The 17,158-nt window shown below is 75.3% G+C and carries 20 protein-coding genes; 5 read left to right on the plus strand and 15 right to left on the minus strand.

All coding sequences use genetic code 11. From position 1 onward, the window contains the following. Positions 1 to 214: 214 nt before the first annotated feature. The 5 genes from smpB to prfB all read right to left on the minus strand — a co-directional run bounded on the left by smpB (position 215) and on the right by prfB (position 4,515). Positions 215 to 691, minus strand: a complete 477-nt coding sequence (gene smpB, locus ACK586_RS18310; protein WP_409331929.1) for an SsrA-binding protein SmpB — start codon at positions 689 to 691, stop codon at positions 215 to 217. Between the two features lie 9 nt (positions 692 to 700). After that, complete coding sequence (locus ACK586_RS18315) at positions 701 to 1,537, minus strand: DUF4184 family protein (RefSeq protein ID WP_409331930.1); 837 nt, start codon at positions 1,535 to 1,537, stop codon at positions 701 to 703. Positions 1,538 to 1,596: 59 nt separating this feature from the next. Then, complete coding sequence (ftsX, locus tag ACK586_RS18320; RefSeq protein WP_409331931.1) at positions 1,597 to 2,490, minus strand: permease-like cell division protein FtsX; 894 nt, start codon at positions 2,488 to 2,490, stop codon at positions 1,597 to 1,599. A 43-nt stretch (positions 2,491 to 2,533) separates the two neighbouring features. Then, the gene (ftsE, locus tag ACK586_RS18325) at positions 2,534 to 3,223 is read right to left on the minus strand and encodes a cell division ATP-binding protein FtsE (protein ID WP_409331932.1); all 690 of its coding nucleotides are present in this window, start codon (positions 3,221 to 3,223) and stop codon (positions 2,534 to 2,536) included. A 179-nt stretch (positions 3,224 to 3,402) separates the two neighbouring features. Continuing rightward, positions 3,403 to 4,515 (minus strand): peptide chain release factor 2, encoded by a 1,113-nt coding sequence (prfB, locus tag ACK586_RS18330; protein ID WP_409331933.1) that lies wholly within the window; start codon positions 4,513 to 4,515, stop codon positions 3,403 to 3,405. A gap of 46 nt (positions 4,516 to 4,561) precedes the next feature. Here prfB and ACK586_RS18335 point away from each other — a divergent pair, with 46 nt between their 5' ends. Next, the gene (locus ACK586_RS18335; RefSeq protein WP_409331934.1) at positions 4,562 to 4,849 is read left to right on the plus strand and encodes a DUF6343 family protein; all 288 of its coding nucleotides are present in this window, start codon (positions 4,562 to 4,564) and stop codon (positions 4,847 to 4,849) included. 3 nt (positions 4,850 to 4,852) lie between these two features. On the opposite strand, the gene ACK586_RS18340 is transcribed toward ACK586_RS18335, so the two are convergent. Then, entirely contained in the window at positions 4,853 to 6,643 is a 1,791-nt protein-coding gene (locus tag ACK586_RS18340) for a putative bifunctional diguanylate cyclase/phosphodiesterase (RefSeq protein ID WP_409331935.1), read from the minus strand. A 75-nt stretch (positions 6,644 to 6,718) separates the two neighbouring features. Continuing rightward, entirely contained in the window at positions 6,719 to 7,066 is a 348-nt protein-coding gene (gene cutA / locus ACK586_RS18345) for a divalent-cation tolerance protein CutA (protein ID WP_409331936.1), read from the minus strand. A gap of 88 nt (positions 7,067 to 7,154) precedes the next feature. On the opposite strand from cutA, the gene ACK586_RS18350 reads away from it, so the two are divergent. Beyond that, positions 7,155 to 7,391 (plus strand): hypothetical protein, encoded by a 237-nt coding sequence (locus ACK586_RS18350; protein WP_409331937.1) that lies wholly within the window; start codon positions 7,155 to 7,157, stop codon positions 7,389 to 7,391. A gap of 17 nt (positions 7,392 to 7,408) precedes the next feature. Here the strand turns inward: ACK586_RS18350 and ACK586_RS18355 are convergent, their stop codons facing one another. After that, the gene (locus ACK586_RS18355; protein WP_409331938.1) at positions 7,409 to 8,224 is read right to left on the minus strand and encodes an alpha/beta hydrolase; all 816 of its coding nucleotides are present in this window, start codon (positions 8,222 to 8,224) and stop codon (positions 7,409 to 7,411) included. A 135-nt stretch (positions 8,225 to 8,359) separates the two neighbouring features. Here ACK586_RS18355 and ACK586_RS18360 point away from each other — a divergent pair, with 135 nt between their 5' ends. The 3 genes from ACK586_RS18360 (at position 8,360) to ACK586_RS18370 (ending at position 11,994) form a co-directional block, all read left to right on the plus strand. Next, complete coding sequence (locus ACK586_RS18360; RefSeq protein WP_409331939.1) at positions 8,360 to 10,078, plus strand: serine/threonine-protein kinase; 1,719 nt, start codon at positions 8,360 to 8,362, stop codon at positions 10,076 to 10,078. Positions 10,079 to 10,286: 208 nt separating this feature from the next. Next, on the plus strand, positions 10,287 to 11,210 hold the full coding sequence (locus ACK586_RS18365; protein ID WP_409331940.1) for a hypothetical protein: 924 nt from the start codon (positions 10,287 to 10,289) through the stop codon (positions 11,208 to 11,210). Between the two features lie 121 nt (positions 11,211 to 11,331). Further along, entirely contained in the window at positions 11,332 to 11,994 is a 663-nt protein-coding gene (locus ACK586_RS18370; protein WP_409331941.1) for a DUF4230 domain-containing protein, read from the plus strand. A gap of 52 nt (positions 11,995 to 12,046) precedes the next feature. Here ACK586_RS18370 and ACK586_RS18375 read toward each other — a convergent pair whose 3' ends face one another. The 7 genes from ACK586_RS18375 to ACK586_RS18405 form a co-directional block, all read right to left on the minus strand. Beyond that, positions 12,047 to 12,466 carry a nuclear transport factor 2 family protein gene (locus ACK586_RS18375; protein WP_409331942.1) on the minus strand — a complete coding sequence of 140 codons (420 nt, stop codon included), beginning with the start codon at positions 12,464 to 12,466 and terminating at the stop codon, positions 12,047 to 12,049. Positions 12,467 to 12,636: 170 nt separating this feature from the next. Continuing rightward, the gene (locus ACK586_RS18380) at positions 12,637 to 13,107 is read right to left on the minus strand and encodes a hypothetical protein (protein WP_409331943.1); all 471 of its coding nucleotides are present in this window, start codon (positions 13,105 to 13,107) and stop codon (positions 12,637 to 12,639) included. Next, positions 13,104 to 13,514, minus strand: a complete 411-nt coding sequence (locus ACK586_RS18385) for a TadE/TadG family type IV pilus assembly protein (protein WP_409331944.1) — start codon at positions 13,512 to 13,514, stop codon at positions 13,104 to 13,106. The genes ACK586_RS18380 and ACK586_RS18385 overlap by 4 nt, the downstream gene beginning before the upstream one ends. Positions 13,515 to 13,536: 22 nt before the next feature. Beyond that, positions 13,537 to 13,743 carry a hypothetical protein gene (locus ACK586_RS18390; RefSeq protein WP_409331945.1) on the minus strand — a complete coding sequence of 69 codons (207 nt, stop codon included), beginning with the start codon at positions 13,741 to 13,743 and terminating at the stop codon, positions 13,537 to 13,539. 28 nt (positions 13,744 to 13,771) lie between these two features. Continuing rightward, positions 13,772 to 14,713, minus strand: a complete 942-nt coding sequence (locus ACK586_RS18395) for a type II secretion system F family protein (protein WP_409331946.1) — start codon at positions 14,711 to 14,713, stop codon at positions 13,772 to 13,774. Next, positions 14,710 to 15,567 carry a type II secretion system F family protein gene (locus tag ACK586_RS18400; protein WP_409331947.1) on the minus strand — a complete coding sequence of 286 codons (858 nt, stop codon included), beginning with the start codon at positions 15,565 to 15,567 and terminating at the stop codon, positions 14,710 to 14,712. The genes ACK586_RS18395 and ACK586_RS18400 overlap by 4 nt, the downstream gene beginning before the upstream one ends. Further along, on the minus strand, positions 15,564 to 16,814 hold the full coding sequence (locus ACK586_RS18405) for a TadA family conjugal transfer-associated ATPase (RefSeq protein ID WP_409331948.1): 1,251 nt from the start codon (positions 16,812 to 16,814) through the stop codon (positions 15,564 to 15,566). The genes ACK586_RS18400 and ACK586_RS18405 overlap by 4 nt, the downstream gene beginning before the upstream one ends. Positions 16,815 to 17,158: the final 344 nt, after the last annotated feature.

Here is a 17,158-nt window from a genome sequence, read left to right on the forward strand (position 1 = left end):
GACGCGGCACCCGACGCCCTACCGCGGCACCGCCGCCGTCCGCCGGCCCTCGCCGCACCGCCCGCCGGCTCGGGCGCCCCCGCCCACCGCCGGGTGCCGCGGTGTGGTCGGCACCGCCGCGCTGCGGCGCGGCACCCGACGCCCTACCGCGGCACCGCCGCCGTCCGCCGGCCCTCGCCGCACCGCCCGCCGCTGGGTGTCAGCGGCCGGAGGGTCAGCGGCGGCCCTTCACGTACCGGCCGAACGCCTTCTGGATCTCCCGGCGGGAGTCGCGCTCGGCGAGGTCGTGCCGCTTGTCGTAGCTCTTCTTGCCCCGCGCCAGGGCGAGGGTGGCCTTGACCTTGCCGTCCTTGAAGTACATGTCGAGCGGGACGAGCGTCAGCCCGCCCTCCTTGGTCTTGCCGATCAGCTTGTCGATCTCGGCACGGTGCATGAGCACCTTGCGCTTGCGGCGCGGGGCGTGGTTGGTCCACGTGCCCTGCGTGTACTCCGGGATGTGCACGTGCTGCAGCCAGACCTCGCCGCCGTCGATGCTGGCGAAGCCGTCGACCAGCGAGGCACGACCGGCGCGGAGGCTCTTCACCTCGGTGCCGGTGAGCACCAGGCCCACCTCGAAGGTGTCGAGGATCGAGTAGTCGTGCCGCGCCTTCTTGTTCTGGGCGATGAACTTGCGCCCCTGTTCCCGCGGCATGCCTCCACCCTACGTCCGCGCATGATCATTCTCAGGGGAGCGTCCCGGCCCCTCGGCGCCGGCCGCGTGACGCGGTGGTCGCCTGCGCGTGAGGACGTGCCAGAGGACCGCGTAGACCAGCAGGCCGGGCACGGTCGCCGCCCCCGCCCCCTTGATCCCGGCCGAGACCACGCCCTCGGGCGTCGCCCCGCCGGACCTGCTGGAGACGGCGGCGATCGTGCCGGCGACCAGCGCGACCAGCACGAGGGCAGCGACGACGGCGCCGGCCCAGCGGCGGACCTCCAGCCGCTCTCCGCCCGCGCGCCGGCGCCAGTGACGGCGCAGACCCCACACGAGGACGGCCGCTCCGCCCAGCACGGTGCTGAGGTGCTGGAGCAACCGGCCCAGCTCCACGGAGCCGAGGACGGGCTCTCGGAGCAACGCCACGCGTTGGACGACCCACCCGTCGCCGTGGGTGAAGGAGTCCCACAGCACGTGGCTGAGCACGCCGATCAGCAGTGAGAGGACGACCCAGGCCACCCCCGCGGCGGCGAGGGCCCCGGAGCCCGGCGCCGGGAGACCGGCACGGGCCGGCCGGTATCCGACCAGGTCTCGCAGCGGTGAGCGCACCAGCCACCACGACAGGAGCAGCACCGCCGCCGTCGGGACCGCGACGGTGATCATCCCCGGCCACCGGTGCGTGGTCGTGGCGTTGACGAACGGCTCGTACCACGCGTCGGCGGACCGGCGCAGCGGCGAGAAGTAGGGCACGTCCGGGGCCATCGAGCCGGCGACCAGGGCCGCAGGGACGAGAGGACCGCGCAGCAGCGGAAGCACCGCGGCCGGGTGGGCGAGCGTGAACGGCACGTCGCATCCTGTCCCGGACCGGACCTCGACCCGCGGGCGACCCGCGGAGAGGGCCGGCGCTACAGCCGCACGTAGAGGCGCAGCGTGACGTAAGCGGCGACCGCGGCCAGGCCGACGCCGGCCGCGGCGATGATCGGGCTGATGAGCGCGATCTGCCCCCAGTCGACCGGAGGGATGATGCCGGCCTTGATGGGCCCGGCGAGGGTGCGGTCGACGAACAGCAGCTTGGTGAGCACCAGCCCGCCGATCGCCAGCAGCGCACCGATCAGCCCGGCCAGCGCGGCCTCGAGGATGAACGGCAGCTGGGTGTACCAGCGGGAGGCGCCGACCAACCGCATGATGTTGGTCTCGTTGCGCCGGTTGAACGCCGCCAGCTGGATCGTGTTGGAGATCAGCAGCAGCGCCGCGAGTGCCTGGACCACCGCCACGGCGATGGTGGCGTTGCGCGCGCCGTTGAGGAGGCTGAACAGCCGGTCGAGGAAGTCGCCCTCGTCGCGGACCTGGTCGACCCCGTCGGTGCCGTCGGGGAAGGCCGCGGCGATGACCTCGTAGCGCTCGGGGTTGACCAGCTCGACGCGGAAGCTCTCGGGCAGCGCGTCGGGCGGGGTGTTGCGCACGAGCTCGGGCTGCTGGCTGAACTGCTGCTGGAAGCGCTCGTACGCGTCCTCCTTGGACTCGTACAGGTAGCTGCGCACCTCGCCGTCGGCCTGCAGCGCCTGCAGCTCCGTCTCGACGGCGGTGCGCTGCTCGGGGGTGACGTCGTCGGCCAGGAAGACGGAGACCTGCACCTTGTCGTAGTAGATCTCCTTCATGTCGGAGATCATCCCGGCGATGAGCAGGCCGGTACCCATGAGGCCGAGCGAGATGGCCGTGGTCAGGATCATCGCGACCGTCATGGTCAGGTTGCGACGCAGCCCGGTGGCCACCTCGGAGAGGACGAAGTTGACGCGCATGGATTCCCTGTCGTGAGGTGCAGGTCGTAGGGGGAGGGACCCGTCAGCGGCCGACGCCGTAGACGCCGCGCGACTGGTCGCGGGTGATCTGGCCGCCGTTGAGCTCGATCACGCGCCGGCGCATCGAGTCGACGATGTGGTAGTCGTGCGTCGCCATGATCACCGTGGTGCCGGTGCGGTTGATCCGCTCCAGCAGCAGCATGATCCCCTCGCTGGTCTCCGGGTCCAGGTTGCCGGTGGGCTCGTCGGCGAGCAGCACCAGCGGCCGGTTGACGAAGGCGCGGGCGATGGCGACACGCTGCTGCTCGCCACCGGAGAGCTCGCCGGGCAGCCGGTTGGCCTTGCCGTCCAGGCCGACCATCTCCAGCACCTCGGGGACCACGCGCTTGATCGTGCGCTGCGGCTTGTTGATCACCTCGAGGGCGAAGGCGACGTTCTGCTCGACCGTGCGGTTGCGCAGCAGCCGGAAGTCCTGGAAGACGCAGCCCATCGTGCGGCGCAGCTTCGGGACGTTCCACTTGCTCATCGTGTTGAGCGTCTTGCCGTTCACGACGACGGTGCCCGTGGTGGGGTCGTCCTCCTTCAGCAGCAGCCGCAGGAAGGTCGACTTGCCCGAGCCGGACGACCCGATGAGGAAGACGAACTCTCCCTTGTCGATCTCCGTGGACACGTCATCGAGGGCCGGCCGCGAGCTGGCCGGGTACAGCTTGGTGACGTGTTGCAATTCGATCACGAGGGGCCACGGTACCTGTCCCGAGCCCCGTTCCCGGCTGTTGACGCGGCAACGCTCCGGCCGGATCCGAGCAGACCGTGACCGGCGGGCGCGGAGTGCCTGGACGGTGCTCACGCACCGTCGTCACCGGCGGTGCCGGCGTGTGAGCAAGGCCCCCTTCCGGCGTCCCCGCTCCCCCGTCAGGCGGCGGGCTCGGACTCCTGCTGCTTGCGCCAGCGGATGCCGGCCTCGATGAAGGAGTCGAGGTCGCCGTCGAGGACGTTGGACGGGTTGCCGCTCTCCACCTCGGTGCGCAGGTCCTTGACCATCTGGTACGGGTGCAGCACGTAGGACCGCATCTGGTTGCCCCAGCTGGAGCCCTCCCCCTTGAGCGCGTCCATCTCGGCCCGCTGCTCGGCCTGGCGGACGACGAGCAGCCGGGCCTGGAGCACCCGCAGGGCCGCGGCGCGGTTCTGGATCTGGCTCTTCTCGTTCTGGCAGGAGACGACGATGCCGGTGGGGATGTGCGTCATCCGGACGGCGGAGTCGGTGGTGTTGACGCTCTGCCCGCCCGGACCCGAGGACCGGAAGACGTCGACCCGGATCTCGTTCTCCGGGATGTCGACGTGGTCGGTCTGCTCGACGACCGGGAGCACCTCGACCCCGGCGAACGAGGTCTGCCGGCGGCCCTGGTTGTCGAAGGGCGAGATCCGCACCAGCCGGTGGGTGCCCTGCTCGACCGACAGCGTGCCGTAGGCGTAGGGCGCCTTGACCGCGAAGGTGGCCGACTTGATGCCCGCCTCCTCGGCATAGCTCACGTCGTAGACCTCGGTCGGGTACTTGCGTCGCTCGGCCCAGCGCAGGTACATCCGCATGAGCATCTCGGCGAAGTCCGCGGCGTCGACACCACCGGCCTCCGAGCGGATGGTCACCAGCGCCTCGCGGGCGTCGTACTCCCCCGACAGCAGGGTGCGGACCTCGAGCTCGTCGATGGCCGCCCGGATACTGTCCAGCTCCCGCTCGGTCTCCGCCGTCGTCGCCTCGTCACCCTCCTCGGCGGCCATCTCGTGCAGGAGGCCGACGTCGTCGAGCCGGCTGCGCAGCTCCTCGACCCGGCGCAGGTCCCCCTGCAGGTAGGACAGCCGCGAGGTGAGCGCCTGGGCGGCCTCGACGTCGTTCCACAGGTCCGGCGCCGCCGCCTGCTGCTCCAGTTCGGCCACCTCGCGGCGCAGCTTGTCGACGTCGAGCACGGCCTCGATCGACTTCAGGGTCGTGTCGAGCTCGTCCAGGACGACGGAGAAGTCAGCAGCCACGTCTGTCGAGGGTAGTGCGCCCCGGCGGAGGGGTACCGGACCCGGCATGAGCGGATCCCGTCGCGGTCGCTCGCGCGAGGACTACGCGCGCGGGCTCCCCGACCACAACGACCCCACCGCCGGCATCGGCGGCGCGGCACCCGCGCAGTCGGCGCTCACCCTCCGCCTGGTGCTCGCCGCCTTCGGGCTGGTCTTCTGCCTCGTCGCCGGCGTGCTCTGGCTGGCGGTCGACATCCCGGCGTGGCCGGGGATCGTCCTCCTGGTCCTCGCCGCCGTCGCCGCGGTCGACCTCGTCGTCATCATCCGGCGGAAGGCGCGCGGCGAGCCCGGCTGACCCTCAGCGCGACGCCTTCCCCCCGGCGGCCTGGAGCGGCCACCGGCGAGGCCGCCGCCCGCTGCCCCGGGCGGCCATCCAGCCCGGGACCTCGGCCGCCGGCATGGGCCGGGCGAGGTGGAAGCCCTGGGCGTACGCGCAGCCGAGCTCGGTGACCAGCGCCAGCTGCTCGGCGGTCTCCACTCCCTCGGCCAGGCTCTGGATGCCGCAGGCCCGCCCGAGGGCCACGACCGCCGCGATGGCCGCGGCCGCGTGCCGGTGCCGGTCCCCGTCGAACGCGACGAGGCTGCGGTCGATCTTGAGGACTCCGGTCGGCAGGTTGACCAGCTGCCCGAGCGAGGAGTAGCCGCTGCCGAAGTCGTCGATGGAGACCTCGACGCCGCGCCGGCGCAGCTCGGCGAGCTGGACGGCGGCGCTGTCGGGGTCCTCGGCCACCGACGTCTCGGTCAGCTCGCAGACCAGGTTGACCGGCGGCATCCCGGCCTCCTCCAGCGCGGCGAGGACGTCGTCGACGAGGGTCCCCGTGGAGAGGTGCCGGGCGTGCAGGTTCACGCCGGTGACCAGGTCCAGCCCCTGCCGGCGCCAGGCGACGTTGTGCCGGGCCGCCTCGCGCAGCACCCACCGGGTGAGGGGCACCAGCAGGTCGTACTGCTCGGCGACGGGCAGGAACTCGCCGGGCGGCAGCAGCCCGCGCTCGGGGTGCTGCCACCGGACCAGCGCCTCGGCACCGGTGTACCGGCCGGTGGGCAGGTGCAGGATCGGCTGGTGGTGCAGGACCAGGCCGCCGGACTCGATCGCCTGCTCGAGCTCGGTCCGCAGGGCCACCTTGCGCCGGGCGGCCAGCTGCAGCGCCGGGGCGAAGACGCGGACGCCGCCCGGGCCCCCGGCCTTGGCCGCGGCGAGGGCCAGGTCGGCGTCGCGGACCAGGCAGGCCGCGTGCGCCGGCGACGCGCCGGCCGCGGTGGTGGCGATGCCGGTGCTGGCACCCAGCCGGACCGTGTGGCCGGCGACCGCGAACGGCTCGGCCAGCGCCGCGCGGCAGCGCTCGGCCAGGAGGGTCGCCCCCTCCGGCGGGCAGTCCGGGGACACCAGCAGGAACTCGTCGCCGCCGAGCCGGCCGACGTGGTCGGAGGCACGAGCGCAGCGGCCGATGCGGGTGGCCACCTGGCGCAGCAGCTCGTCGCCGACGCCGTGTCCCAGGGAGTCGTTGACGTCGGTGAACCCGTCGACGTCCAGCAGCAGCACCGAGACCGGCCCGCGTCCGGGGCGCTGCAGCTCGGCGTCGACCAGGCGGTGCAGGTGGCTGCGGTTGGGCAGGGCGGTCAGCGGGTCGTGCCGGGCCAGCCAGGTGCTCGCCCGGTCGGCCCGCACCCGGGCGGTCACGTCGGTGTGGGTCACGATCACCGACCCGGTGCCGCCGACCGGCGTGGCCACCAGCTGGTACCAGCGGGTGCCGCCCGGGCAGTCGAGTGCGCAGTCGTGCCGCACCTCGTCGAGCTCACCGCGCAGCAGGTCGCGCATGCGGCCGAGGAACGCGCGGGTCGCGGCGTCGTCCCCCAGACCGGAGACGAGGTCGACGTAGCGGGTCCGTCCGGGCAGGCAGACCAGCCGCGGGTCGTCGAGCGCGGCCACCTCGGTGCGCCAGGCGGTGTTCGCGTGGCGGACGACGCCCGCCGCATCGAGCAGCAGGGCGGGCAGCGGCAGCGCGTCGAGGACGGCGAGGGCCGCGTCGTCGGCCGGGACCGGGCAGGCCGGGACGGGGGCGGTCGGGGAGGACACGTCGGACGACGGCACGCACACCTCCCGGTCGGGCGGGGCCCTGGTGTGGACCCCGGTCCCTCCGTCTTTCGGCACGGATCCGTCTGATGTTCAGCCGGTCTCCCCCTCAGGGGTGGCCTGCCGGGTCTCGGCCCGCACCCAGGCCAGGTACCCCGGGGCACCGTCGACCAGCGGCAGCGCGATCACGCACGGGACGTCGTAGGGGTGGACGGCGGTGACGTGCTCGACGATCGCCGGTACCAGCGCCCGCCGGGTGTGCAGCGCCACCCGCGCCTCCGGCTCGTCGTGCACCTGCCCCTCCCACCGGTACACCGACCGGATGGCGGCGACCTGGTGCCCGCAGGCGGCCAGCCGCCGCTCGACCAGGTCGCGGGTGAGTCCGGCCAGCCAGCCGGCGTCCGCGGCGGTGACCACGACCTCGCAGCACTCGTCGTCCACGGGTCCATCGTGACCGGTGGCGGCGGGCGCGACAGGGCGGGCGTGATCGGTGGCATGGCGCCGGGCCGGTCCGGGGTAGGGGGCTGCCATGAGCGACGACATGACGATCCAGCTGGACGGCGAGGAGTACGTGCTGCGCCGGGGGGACGCCGCGCTGCAGGTGGGCAGGCGCACCGGCGGCGACGTGACCTGGCTCGACGACGTCGACCCCGGTCTGCTGCCGGAGCCCGCCCGCCGAGCGCTGGAGTCCGGGGACACCGGCGACGCGGCGCTGAGCACCGCGCTGCGCGGGATCGTCGAGGCCGAGGTCCGCCGCGGCGGCTGACGCGCCGGGCGCGGCGCTCAGCGCGGCGCCAGGTCGGTGACGGCCCGCACGATGTCCGGCCCGTCGAGGAAGACGACGTCGTTGTGCCCGGCACCGGGCACCTCCACGAGGGCGTGCAGCTGCTGCGCCGCCTCGGCGACCCGGCGGCTCTGCGCCGGCGGCACGATGGTGTCGGCCGTGCCGAGCACCACGGTCGTCGGCACCTCGAGCCGGGCCACCCGCTCGGCCACCGGGTGCCGGTCGCGCAGCAGCAGCCGCACCGGCAGGAACGGGTAGTGCTCGCCGGCCACCGCCGCGAGGTCGACGAACGGCGAGCGGAGCACCAGCCCGGCCGGCGGGTGCTCCAGCGCCAGCTCGGTCACGACCGAGCAGCCCAGGCTCTCGCCCAGGTAGACCAGCCGCTCCTGCGCGACGCCACCCTCGTCCACCAGCCACTGGTGGGCGGCGCGCACGTCGAGCGCCAGGCCGTCCTCGCTGGGACTGCCGGGATTGCCCCCGTAGCCGCGGTAGTCGAGGAGCAGCACCGCCAGCCCCTCGGCCGCCAGGGCGCGGGCCAGCGGCGCGCGGTGCTCCCGGTTGCCGCCGTTGCCGGGCGCGACCAGGACGGCGGGCGCCTCGGGTCCGTCGCCCGGGACGAACCACGCCCCCAGCCGCAGCCCGTCCGCGGTGGACAGCTCGACGTCGCGGCCGCCGGGCAGCACCTCGGCCGCGGCGGGCACCGGACCGGCGTCGGGGAGGTAGATCAGCCGGCGCTGGAACGTCCACAGCAGGCCCACGACGACAGCACACACGACGGCGATCACCACCGCCGTCCGGAGCACGCGTCGCAGCACGTGCCCAGGGTCTCCGCACCGGGCCCCGCGCGCCTCCGGGACACCGGCCCGCCGCCGGCGGGAGGTCGCGGGGGCGCCGCGGCGGGGGGCCGCTGTGGGACCCTCGGGGCCCAGGCGGCGAGACCGGGGGGCGGGGTGCACGGAGCGACCTTCGGTCCCTACCGGCTCCTCGGGCCGCTGGGTCGCGGCGGCATGGGCGAGGTGCACCGTGCCTGGGACACCCAGCACGAACGGGTCGTCGCGCTCAAGCTGCTCTCCCCGCACCTGGCCGCCGACGAGGGCTACCGCGCCCGGTTCCAGCGCGAGGCCCGGCTGACCGCCCGGCTGCGCGGGCCGCACGTCGTGCCGATCCACCGCTACGGCGAGATCGACGGCCGGCTGTTCCTGGACATGCGCCTCGTCGAGGGCGAGGACCTGGCCAGCCGGCTGGCCCGCTGGGGTCCGCTGCCGCTGCCGACGGCGCTGTCGGTGGTCGCGCAGCTGGCCGAGGCGCTGGACGCCGCGCACGCCGACGGGCTCGTGCACCGCGACGTCAAGCCCTCCAACGTGCTGCTCACCGGCGCCCCGGCCGACCCGTTCGTCTACCTGGTCGACTTCGGCATCGCCCGCTCCTCGGGCGACGGCGCGGCGATCACCCAGACCGGGACGGCGATCGGCTCCTACGAGTACATGGCGCCGGAGCGGTTCGTGACCGGGCGCGACGTCGACCCGCGGGTGGACGTCTACTCGCTGGCCTGCGTGCTCTACGAGTGCCTCACCGGCATGCGAGCGTTCCCGAGCACCGGGCTGCCGGCCGCCTACCACGCGCACCTGTACACCGAGCCCCCGCCGCTGTGGGTGCGCCGCTCCGACGTCCCCCCGGCGCTGGACGCCGTGCTGCGGCGTGCGCTGGCCACGGACCCGGCGCGGCGCACGCCGACGGCGGGGCAGCTGATCGCCGAGGCGCGGCGCGCGGTGACCGCTCCCGGACCGGCGACGGCCGGCGGGGCGACGGCGGGCGGGGCCACGGCTGGTGGGGCGACGGCGGCCGCGCCACCACCGGCAGAGGCCCCGGTTCCCCGTCCGGCTCCGGCGCCGCGATCCCCGACCCCGCCGCTGCGGCCGGTCCCGCCGCCGGTCGCCCCGGCCAGGCCGGCCACCGCCGTCCGGCCCGCCCCCGGACCGGCCACGCCCGCGCACCCGGTCCCCGTCGGCTCGGCGCGCGGGCCGGCGCCGATGCCGTCCGGTCCGGTGCGGTACGCGCCGCCGTCCCCCGCGCCGTACGGGCCGGCCCCGTACCGGCCGGGACCGCACGCGGCACCTCCCGGGTACGGACCGCCGCCGCCGGCGCCCGCCCGCCGGCGCCCCGTGCTGGCCGTCCTGCTGGCGGTCGCGTTCGTCGCGCTGGTGGCGGCGATGGACCGGGCCGACGCCGAGTACCCGGTCGGCATCGCGGTCGGGTTCGGCCTCACCGCGCTGGCCAGCGAGGTGCTGCTGGGGCTGGCCCTCGGCCTGCGCGACGGCCTGGACCGCGCCGGCGGGCTGCCCTGGGTGGCCGCCGCCATCGTGGCCGGAACGCTCGTGCTGGCCGAGCAGGGATCGGGCGCGGCGCTCGCCGCGCCCGTGGCGTTCGCCGCGGCCCAGGTGGCCGACCTCGTCATCTGGCGGCTGGTGCGCCCGGGCCTGGGCTGGCGCGCGGCGCTGGTCGCCTCGAACCTGGTCGGCGCCGTCGCCTACACGACCGTGCAGGTGGCGGCGGGAGCGACCGGCGAGATGGGCGGCGTCCTCCTGGCCACGGCCGCCGCCACGGTGGTCACCTGGGTCGCCGCCGAGGTGCTCCGGCCGCTGCTGCCCCGCCGCCGGCACGCGGGCTGAGCGGCCGGCTCGCCAGGAGCGCCCGCCGGCGCCGACCCGCCGGGCCCCGGCGTCGGTCCACGGCCTCGGGAACCGGGGAGCCCGCACCGGTCGACTCCTGACGAAGACGGGTCGTCACATCCGTCACATCCACCACTCAAGCCCCACCTGCCGCAGGCCGATGCAGGGGGTGCGGGCGCGTGCCCGCCCGACTCCCCGGAGCAGCCCGATGCCCACCCGCCGCGCTCTGCGACTCCCCGCGCTCCTCCTGGCCGGCGGCGCCGTGCTGAGCGGGTGCGCGACGGCCGGGCAGCCCGCGGGCCCGGAGCTCGCGCCGGACTGGAAGGCGGCGGCCTACGACGCGACCGGGTGCGCGTCCCGCGCGGCGTGGGTCGCCGACGGCCTGCCCGCCGCGGACTGGGACGCGTCGACCGTTTCGACCTCGACCGCCGACGTCACCGGCGACGCCACGGCGGAGGTGCTCGTGGTGACCGCCTGCCCCAGCGCGGCCTCGGAGCCGGGTGAGTCCGTCGTCGTCCTCGACGTCGGCCGCGGCGAGCCCGTGGCGCTCGCCGTGCTCGGCGAGGGCGTCGCCTTCCAGGGCGCGACGGTCCGCGCGGACGGCCGGTCGCTCACCGTCGCCGGCCCGGCCGCCGCGGGCGCCGACCCGACCTGCTGCCCGGGCCACTGGGCCTCCCTCACCTACGCCTGGACCGGCTCGGCCTTCGTGCTGGCCGAGCAGGTCGCGGTGCCGACGACGCGTCCCGTCCTCGCCGCGCAACTCCCCGACGGCGAGCACGTCGGGCTGGTCCGCGCGGTGACCGGCGGCGCGGTGTACGTGGACCCGGTCGAGTGGTTCGAGGGCCCCGACGCGGCCGCGGCCTGCGCCGCCGACGGCGTGCACGACAACGGCTGGGAGCAGTGCTCGGCCTACCACGCCCGCGACGTCGACGACGAGGTCGTCGTGCTGCCGGTGCGGGCCGGCGCCCCGGCGTCCTACGTCGACCCGTGGACCGGCGGGACCGTCGAGGTGGCCTCGGTCGCGGAGCTGGCCGGCACCCCGGCGGTGTCGGCGCCCGGCGAGCACGCCTACGTGCGGCTGACCGTCGCGGGCGGCGAGGTCACCGCGCTGGCCGGCATCTACGTGCCCTGATCCGTCGCCGGAGAATCCGTCCCCGCCCGGGAATGCCGCCGGTCCCCGGGGCGCTGCAGGGGGCACCCCCGCGAGGCCGCTGCCCGGGGGGTCCCCCCTGCGACGCGAGGAGTCCTTGCGCATGCTGCCGTCCGCGCCCCGCCCGTTCCGCCGCAGCCGCCGCGGGCTCCTGAAGGCCGGCGTGGGTGCCGGCGCCGTCGCCCTCGGGGTGCTCGCCGTCGGGTCCCTCGACTGGAGCAACCCCTTCGCGCCGGAGACCGTCGACCGGACGACCACGCCGCTGCTGGTCCAGCTGGCCGACCTCGACGAGTACCACGCCGCCACGGGCAGCTTCCAGGTCGTGGTCGACGTCGAGTCCGACACCCCGTGGGTGCCCTCGGTGATCAGCGGCGAGCGCGTGCAGTTCCTCGCCACCGGCACGGTCGACGCCTACGTGGACTTCGCCGGGCTGGGCCCGGAGTCGGTCGAGCTGTCGGCGGACGGGACGGCGGCCACGATCACGCTGCCCGCCCCGCAGCTGAGCGAGGCCCGGATCGACCCCGCCGAGAGCCGGGTGCTCGACCGCGACCGCGGGCTGGTCGAGCGGGTCGGTGACGCCCTGGGCGACGACCCGACCGACGACAGCGCGCTCTACTCGCTGGCCGAGCAGCGACTGGAGTCCGCCGCAGCCTCCAGCGACCTGCTCGAGCGCGCCGAGGACGGCACGCGCGAGCTGCTCACCACGCTGGCGGCGTCGCTGGGCGTGGACGAGGTGACCGTGGAGTTCGAGCCCAGCGCCCGCTGACGCCGTCCCCGGCGGCCCGTCCCGAGCCCCGGGACGGGCCGCCGGTGCCCGGTCAGGCGGTCGGGCCCAGCACGTCGGCCAGCTGGCGGGTGTCCACGTACTGCTGGAAGCGGACCACGGAGCCGTCCCGGAGGTCCCAGACGTGGGCGACCTGGGCGTCGAGCGGCTTCCCCGTCGCGTGCGCCCGCGCCGCCCGGTACCGGCCCTCCATGATCACGGTGTCGCCGGCGGCCAGGAAGCGGTGCGGGATGATCGTGAAGCCCTCGAAGTCGCCGACCACCTTCGTGAAGACGTTGTCGACCACGGCCTGCGGGCCGACGAAGGCGTGGCCCGGGTGCCACGGGTTGCCCTCCGCCTCGTTCCACTCGATGTGCTCGCTCATCGCGGCCAGCACCGTCGGGACGTCGCCCCGCCCGAACGCCTCGTAGAGGCTCTGGACCAGGGTGACGTTGTCGGTCGTCGTCTGGGTCATCGGGACTCCTCGGATCCGGGTGGGTGGGGCCGGCATCGCCCGCCGCCGGCCGGGGGCGCCCCGGCGACGGCGGTGGGCAGGAGCGCCATCGGGCGCCCCGCGGACGTTCCTCCTCCCATCCGGCAGGGACCGCAAGGGACCATCGGCTCCCGACGGGGCCGGGGTCCGGGTCAGCCGTCGACGTAGCGGTCGCGCTCGACGACGAACTGCCCGGTCGCGGTGTTGGCGTCGATGAACTCCGGCAGCAGCGGGATCCGCACGGTCACCGTGACGCAGACGTTGAACTCCTCTCCCGGTGCCAGCGTGGGGGTGTAGCTCCCGGCGGCGTCGCAGCCCGAGCCGCGCGGCGCGTAGGCCAGCCGGACGTCGGTCGCCTCGACGGACTGGTCGGCGACCGCCAGCTCGACCGCCCGCTGCGCGCGCGCCAGCCCGGTGGCGAGGTCCGGCGCGGTGCCCAGCGCCCGGCCGGCCTCCCGCGCCGCCGCCGTCGCCGCGAACACCCCGCGCTGCACCGACGAGAAGCCGGCGACCAGGTAGACCAGCGGCACGAAGACGACGAGCGCGACGAAGACGAACTCCACCAGCGCCGAGCCGCGCTCGCCGCCACCGGTCATGCCGAGGCGGTCCCGCAGCCAGGTCATGCGCCCTCCCGCACGGCGCGGCCGGTGACGTCCAGCGGGAGGAGGTCACCCAGCCCGGCCAGCAGGGTGGGGACGGCGCCGGTGCAGCGCACGACCACCAGCGTCAGGCCGGTGCCGTCGACGTCCTCGGTGGCGGTGCAGGTCAGCCCCGCCGCGGTCCGCTCCGAGGTCGCGGCCGCGACGATCTGCGCCGTCCGGCCGCCGCCGGCCGACACCGGGACGTCGGCGTTGGCCGCGTACCGCGCGCCCTCCTGCGCGCCGGCGGTGACCACGTTGCGCACGTGCACGTAGACCGCCACCTGCAGCACCGCCAGGAGCAGCACCACGATCAGTACCGCGACGAGCACGAACTCGACGACGGCGCTGCCCCGCTCGGGGAGGTCGCCTCCGCCCCCGACCGCTCGCACGCCCGCAACGGGCGGATGCGGGTCAGCCACCGCTCGTGACGGAGTCCAGCGCGTTCTGCACCGCCGTCACGATCGCCTCGCGGAACGGGATGAGGATGGCGAGCACCAGGGCCGCCGTCATCACGGTGATCATCACCCAGCCCGGGACGTCGCCCCGCTCGGGATCGTCGCCGCGGACGCGGGCGGCGAGGGCCGCCCAGGCGGCGAGCAACAGGGTCACGAGGCGCATGCGCGGTCCTCTCGGTCGGTCGCGGCGCTCATGAGGCCAACGAGACGATGCTGATCAAGCCGGGGAACAGGGCGAAGAGGACCGTCACCGGGAGCACGAGGAACACGACCGGGACCATCATCGCGATCTCCTTGCGGCCGCCCGCCTCGAGCAGCCGGCGCTTGCCCGCCTCGCGGACGTCCGCCGCCTGGGCGCGCAGCACCTCGGTCAGCGGCGTACCGCGCTCGACGGCCACGAGCAGGCCGTCGACGAACCGGGCGAGCGGGTCCAGCGACGTGCGGTCGGCCAGCTGCTGCAGGGCCTCGGTGAGCGGCACCCCGGCACGGGCCCGGCCGAGCGCGCCGCCGAGCTCGCGGGCGAGCTCGCCACCCGACAGCCGCGTGACGCGGTCGATCGCCGCCGCCGGCCCCTCCCCCGCCGTCACCGCCAGCGCCAGGAGCTCGGCGACCACCGGGAACTCCGCCAGCAGCAGCTCCTCGCGCTGCCGCACCTGCCGGGTCAGCCACCAGTCGCGGCCCAGCAGACCGCCGACCGAACCGGCCACGCACAGCAGCACCACCGAGAGCACGTTGAGGTCCCCGGAGGTCAGCGAGCCCAGGGCCGCGACGACCGCCGCCCCGAGCAGGCCCAGCCCGCCCCACACCACCTGCTCCACGCGGAAGTCCTCGACCGTGGCGTCCGAGCCGAGCGCGTCGAGCCGGCGCCGGACGGCGGCGCGCCCGCCCAGCACCCGGTCCAGCAGGTGGGCGCCGTCGGTGACGGCAGGACCGAACACCCGGCGGGCGGCGGTGAGCAGGCCGGGCTCGGTGGCGGTCCCGAGCAGCCGGGACGGCGGCGGGGTGTCGTGCAGGTAGGGCGCCAGCCGGTCGACCAGCCGCACGGAGCGGAACGGCGGCGCGTAGGTGACGGCCAGCAGGGCACCCGTCGCCGCGAGCAGCCCGAGGAGCATGCCGAGGACGGGGCCGCTCACTGCAGCACCCGCACGTCCTGGGGCAGGCGCCCGATCCGCAGCATCAGCCGGTAGGCGGCCAGGCACACCGCCCCGCCCGCCAGCAGCAGGACGGTTCCGGCCGCCGAGTCGTACGCCGCCAGCGTGGCCGACTGGGTGGCGAGCAGGAGCAGCACCACCCACGGCGCCGCGACCGCCAGGCGTGCGGCCTGCACCACCCAGCCCTGCCGCGTCTCCAGCTCCGCCCGGGCGCGGGCGTCCTCGCGCAGGAACATGGCGAGGGTCCGCAGCACCCGGCCCAGGTCGCTGCCGCCGACCTCGCGCGCCACGCGCAGGGTCTCGACGATGCGGTCACCGACCGGGTCGGCCAGGTCGTCCTTGAGCCGGTCCAGGCAGTCGCCGAAGCGCCCGCTGCTGCGGTACTCGGCGGCGAAGCGCGCGAACGGCGGCCGCACCACCTCGGGGCCACGGACGGCGACGGCACCCAGCGCCTCCGGCAGCGACAGCCCGGCCCGGACGGCGGAGGCGAGGTTGTCGACCACTTCCGGCCACACCTCGCGCAGGTCGGCCCGGCGGCGCACGGCCAGCCTGCGCACCTGGACGGCCGGGAGCGCGAACCCGAAGACGGCGAAGGCCAGGCTGACCGTGACCGTCCCGGTGGTGAGCAGGACCACGACCAGCACGACCAGGCTGAGGACGATCTGCAGCGCCAGCAGTTGCGCGGCGTTGATGCCGGTGAGGCCGGCGGCCGCGAGCTGGTGCTGCCGACGTCCGGGCGTGCGCGGCACCCGCCGGCGCTGCGGTGCCCGGGGCCCGCTGCGCCACACGAGCAGCAGGCCGACGCCGAGCAGGAGCCCGAGCAGGGCGCCCGTCACCGGTCCCACCGCCGGGTGTCGTCGAGCAGGGCGGCGAGGTCGATGCCGGCGGCGGTGAACCGGTCGGCGTGCGGCGGGTGCCCCCCGGCCCGCACGAGCCGCCCGTCGCGGGAGGTGAAGACGTCGGCGAGCTCGACCACGCCGTCCTCGGTGCGACCGGGCACCGCGACGATCTCGCGGACCCGCCGCTGCCCGGAGGGGTCGGTGCCCACGTGCACGACGAGGTCCACGCTGGCGGCGACCGTGGGCACCACGAAGCCGCTGCCGATGTTCTGCCCCGCCAGCAGCGGCAGGGTGCACATCTTGACGATCGCCTCGCGGGCGCCGTTGGCGTGCAGCGTGCACATCCCGGGCAACCCCGAGTTCAGGGCGATCAGCAGGTCCAGGCACTCCTCCTGCCGCACCTCGCCGACGACGATCCGCGAGGGCCGCATGCGCAGCGCCTCCTTGACCAGCCGCCGCAGCGGGATCTCCCCCGCGCCCTCGAGGTTCGGCTGGCGGGTCTGCATCGCGACGACGTCGGGCAGCGGCACGCGCAGCTCGAAGACCTCCTCGGCGGTGACGACCCGCTCCCGAGCCGGGATCGCCGCGCACAGGCAGTTCAGCAGCGTGGTCTTGCCCGCCTGCGTCCCGCCGGAGACCAGCACGTTGAGCCCGACGGCGACCGCGGCCTCGAGGAAGCGGGCGGCGTGCGCGGTCAGCGTGCCCAGCGCGACCAGTTCGTCCAGCGAGTGCGCCTGCAGGACGAACTTGCGGATGTTCACCGCCATGTGCCGGCGGGTGATGTCGGGGATGACGACGTGCAGCCGGGACCCGTCGGGCAGCATGGCGTCGACGAACGGCGTGGACATGTCCAGCCGCCGGCCGGACGTCCGGAGCATGCGCTCGACCAGGTCGCCCAGCTCCCCGGCGCCGAGGATCGTCGTGGTCAGCTCGCTGCGCCCGCGGCGGGCCACGAATACCCGGCCCGGCTCGTTGACCCAGATCTCCTCGACCTCCGGGTCGTCGAGGTAGCGCTGCAGCGGGCCGAAGCCCGCCACCCGGTCCAGGACGTCGCGCACGACGGACTCGGGATCGCCGATCGGGGGCAGCGCCGAGGTCAGCGACCGCTCGGAGTAGTCGGCGACGACGTCGCGCACCAGCGAGCGCACCGGCGCCGGGTCGGCGAGCGGGTCGAGGCCGCGGCGGCGAATGAGCTCGCGCACCTCGCCGTCGACGACCTCCAGCGCGCTGGTCGCAGTCGGCACACACACCCCCGTCGAGCACTCCCGTTCCGGAACGACGGGAATCTAGGAGAACGGGGCACCCGAGCGGGCGGCTCGAGGGCCAGGCTGTGGACGGCTCACGCTCACGGACCGTCGCGACCACCGGAACGGGTGACCCCCAGCCGGGCGGCGGTCAGGAAGGGCGCTCGCCTGCACGGACGACGCGGTGGAGCACCGGTCGGTCGGGGTCGGGTTGCCGACGGCGGAGTGCATCGTGCAGCGGTTGTCGCCTGACAGTGAGGATGTGGGCGAGCCCCGCAGCGGTCGTTCCTGACCCTTCGCCTGACTGACCTCGGGTCTTCAACGGGATCTGTCGGTTCGGTCCG

The sequence above is a fragment of the Trujillonella humicola genome (assembly GCF_046233715.1).
GTDB lineage: Bacteria > Actinomycetota > Actinomycetes > Mycobacteriales > Geodermatophilaceae > Trujillonella > Trujillonella humicola.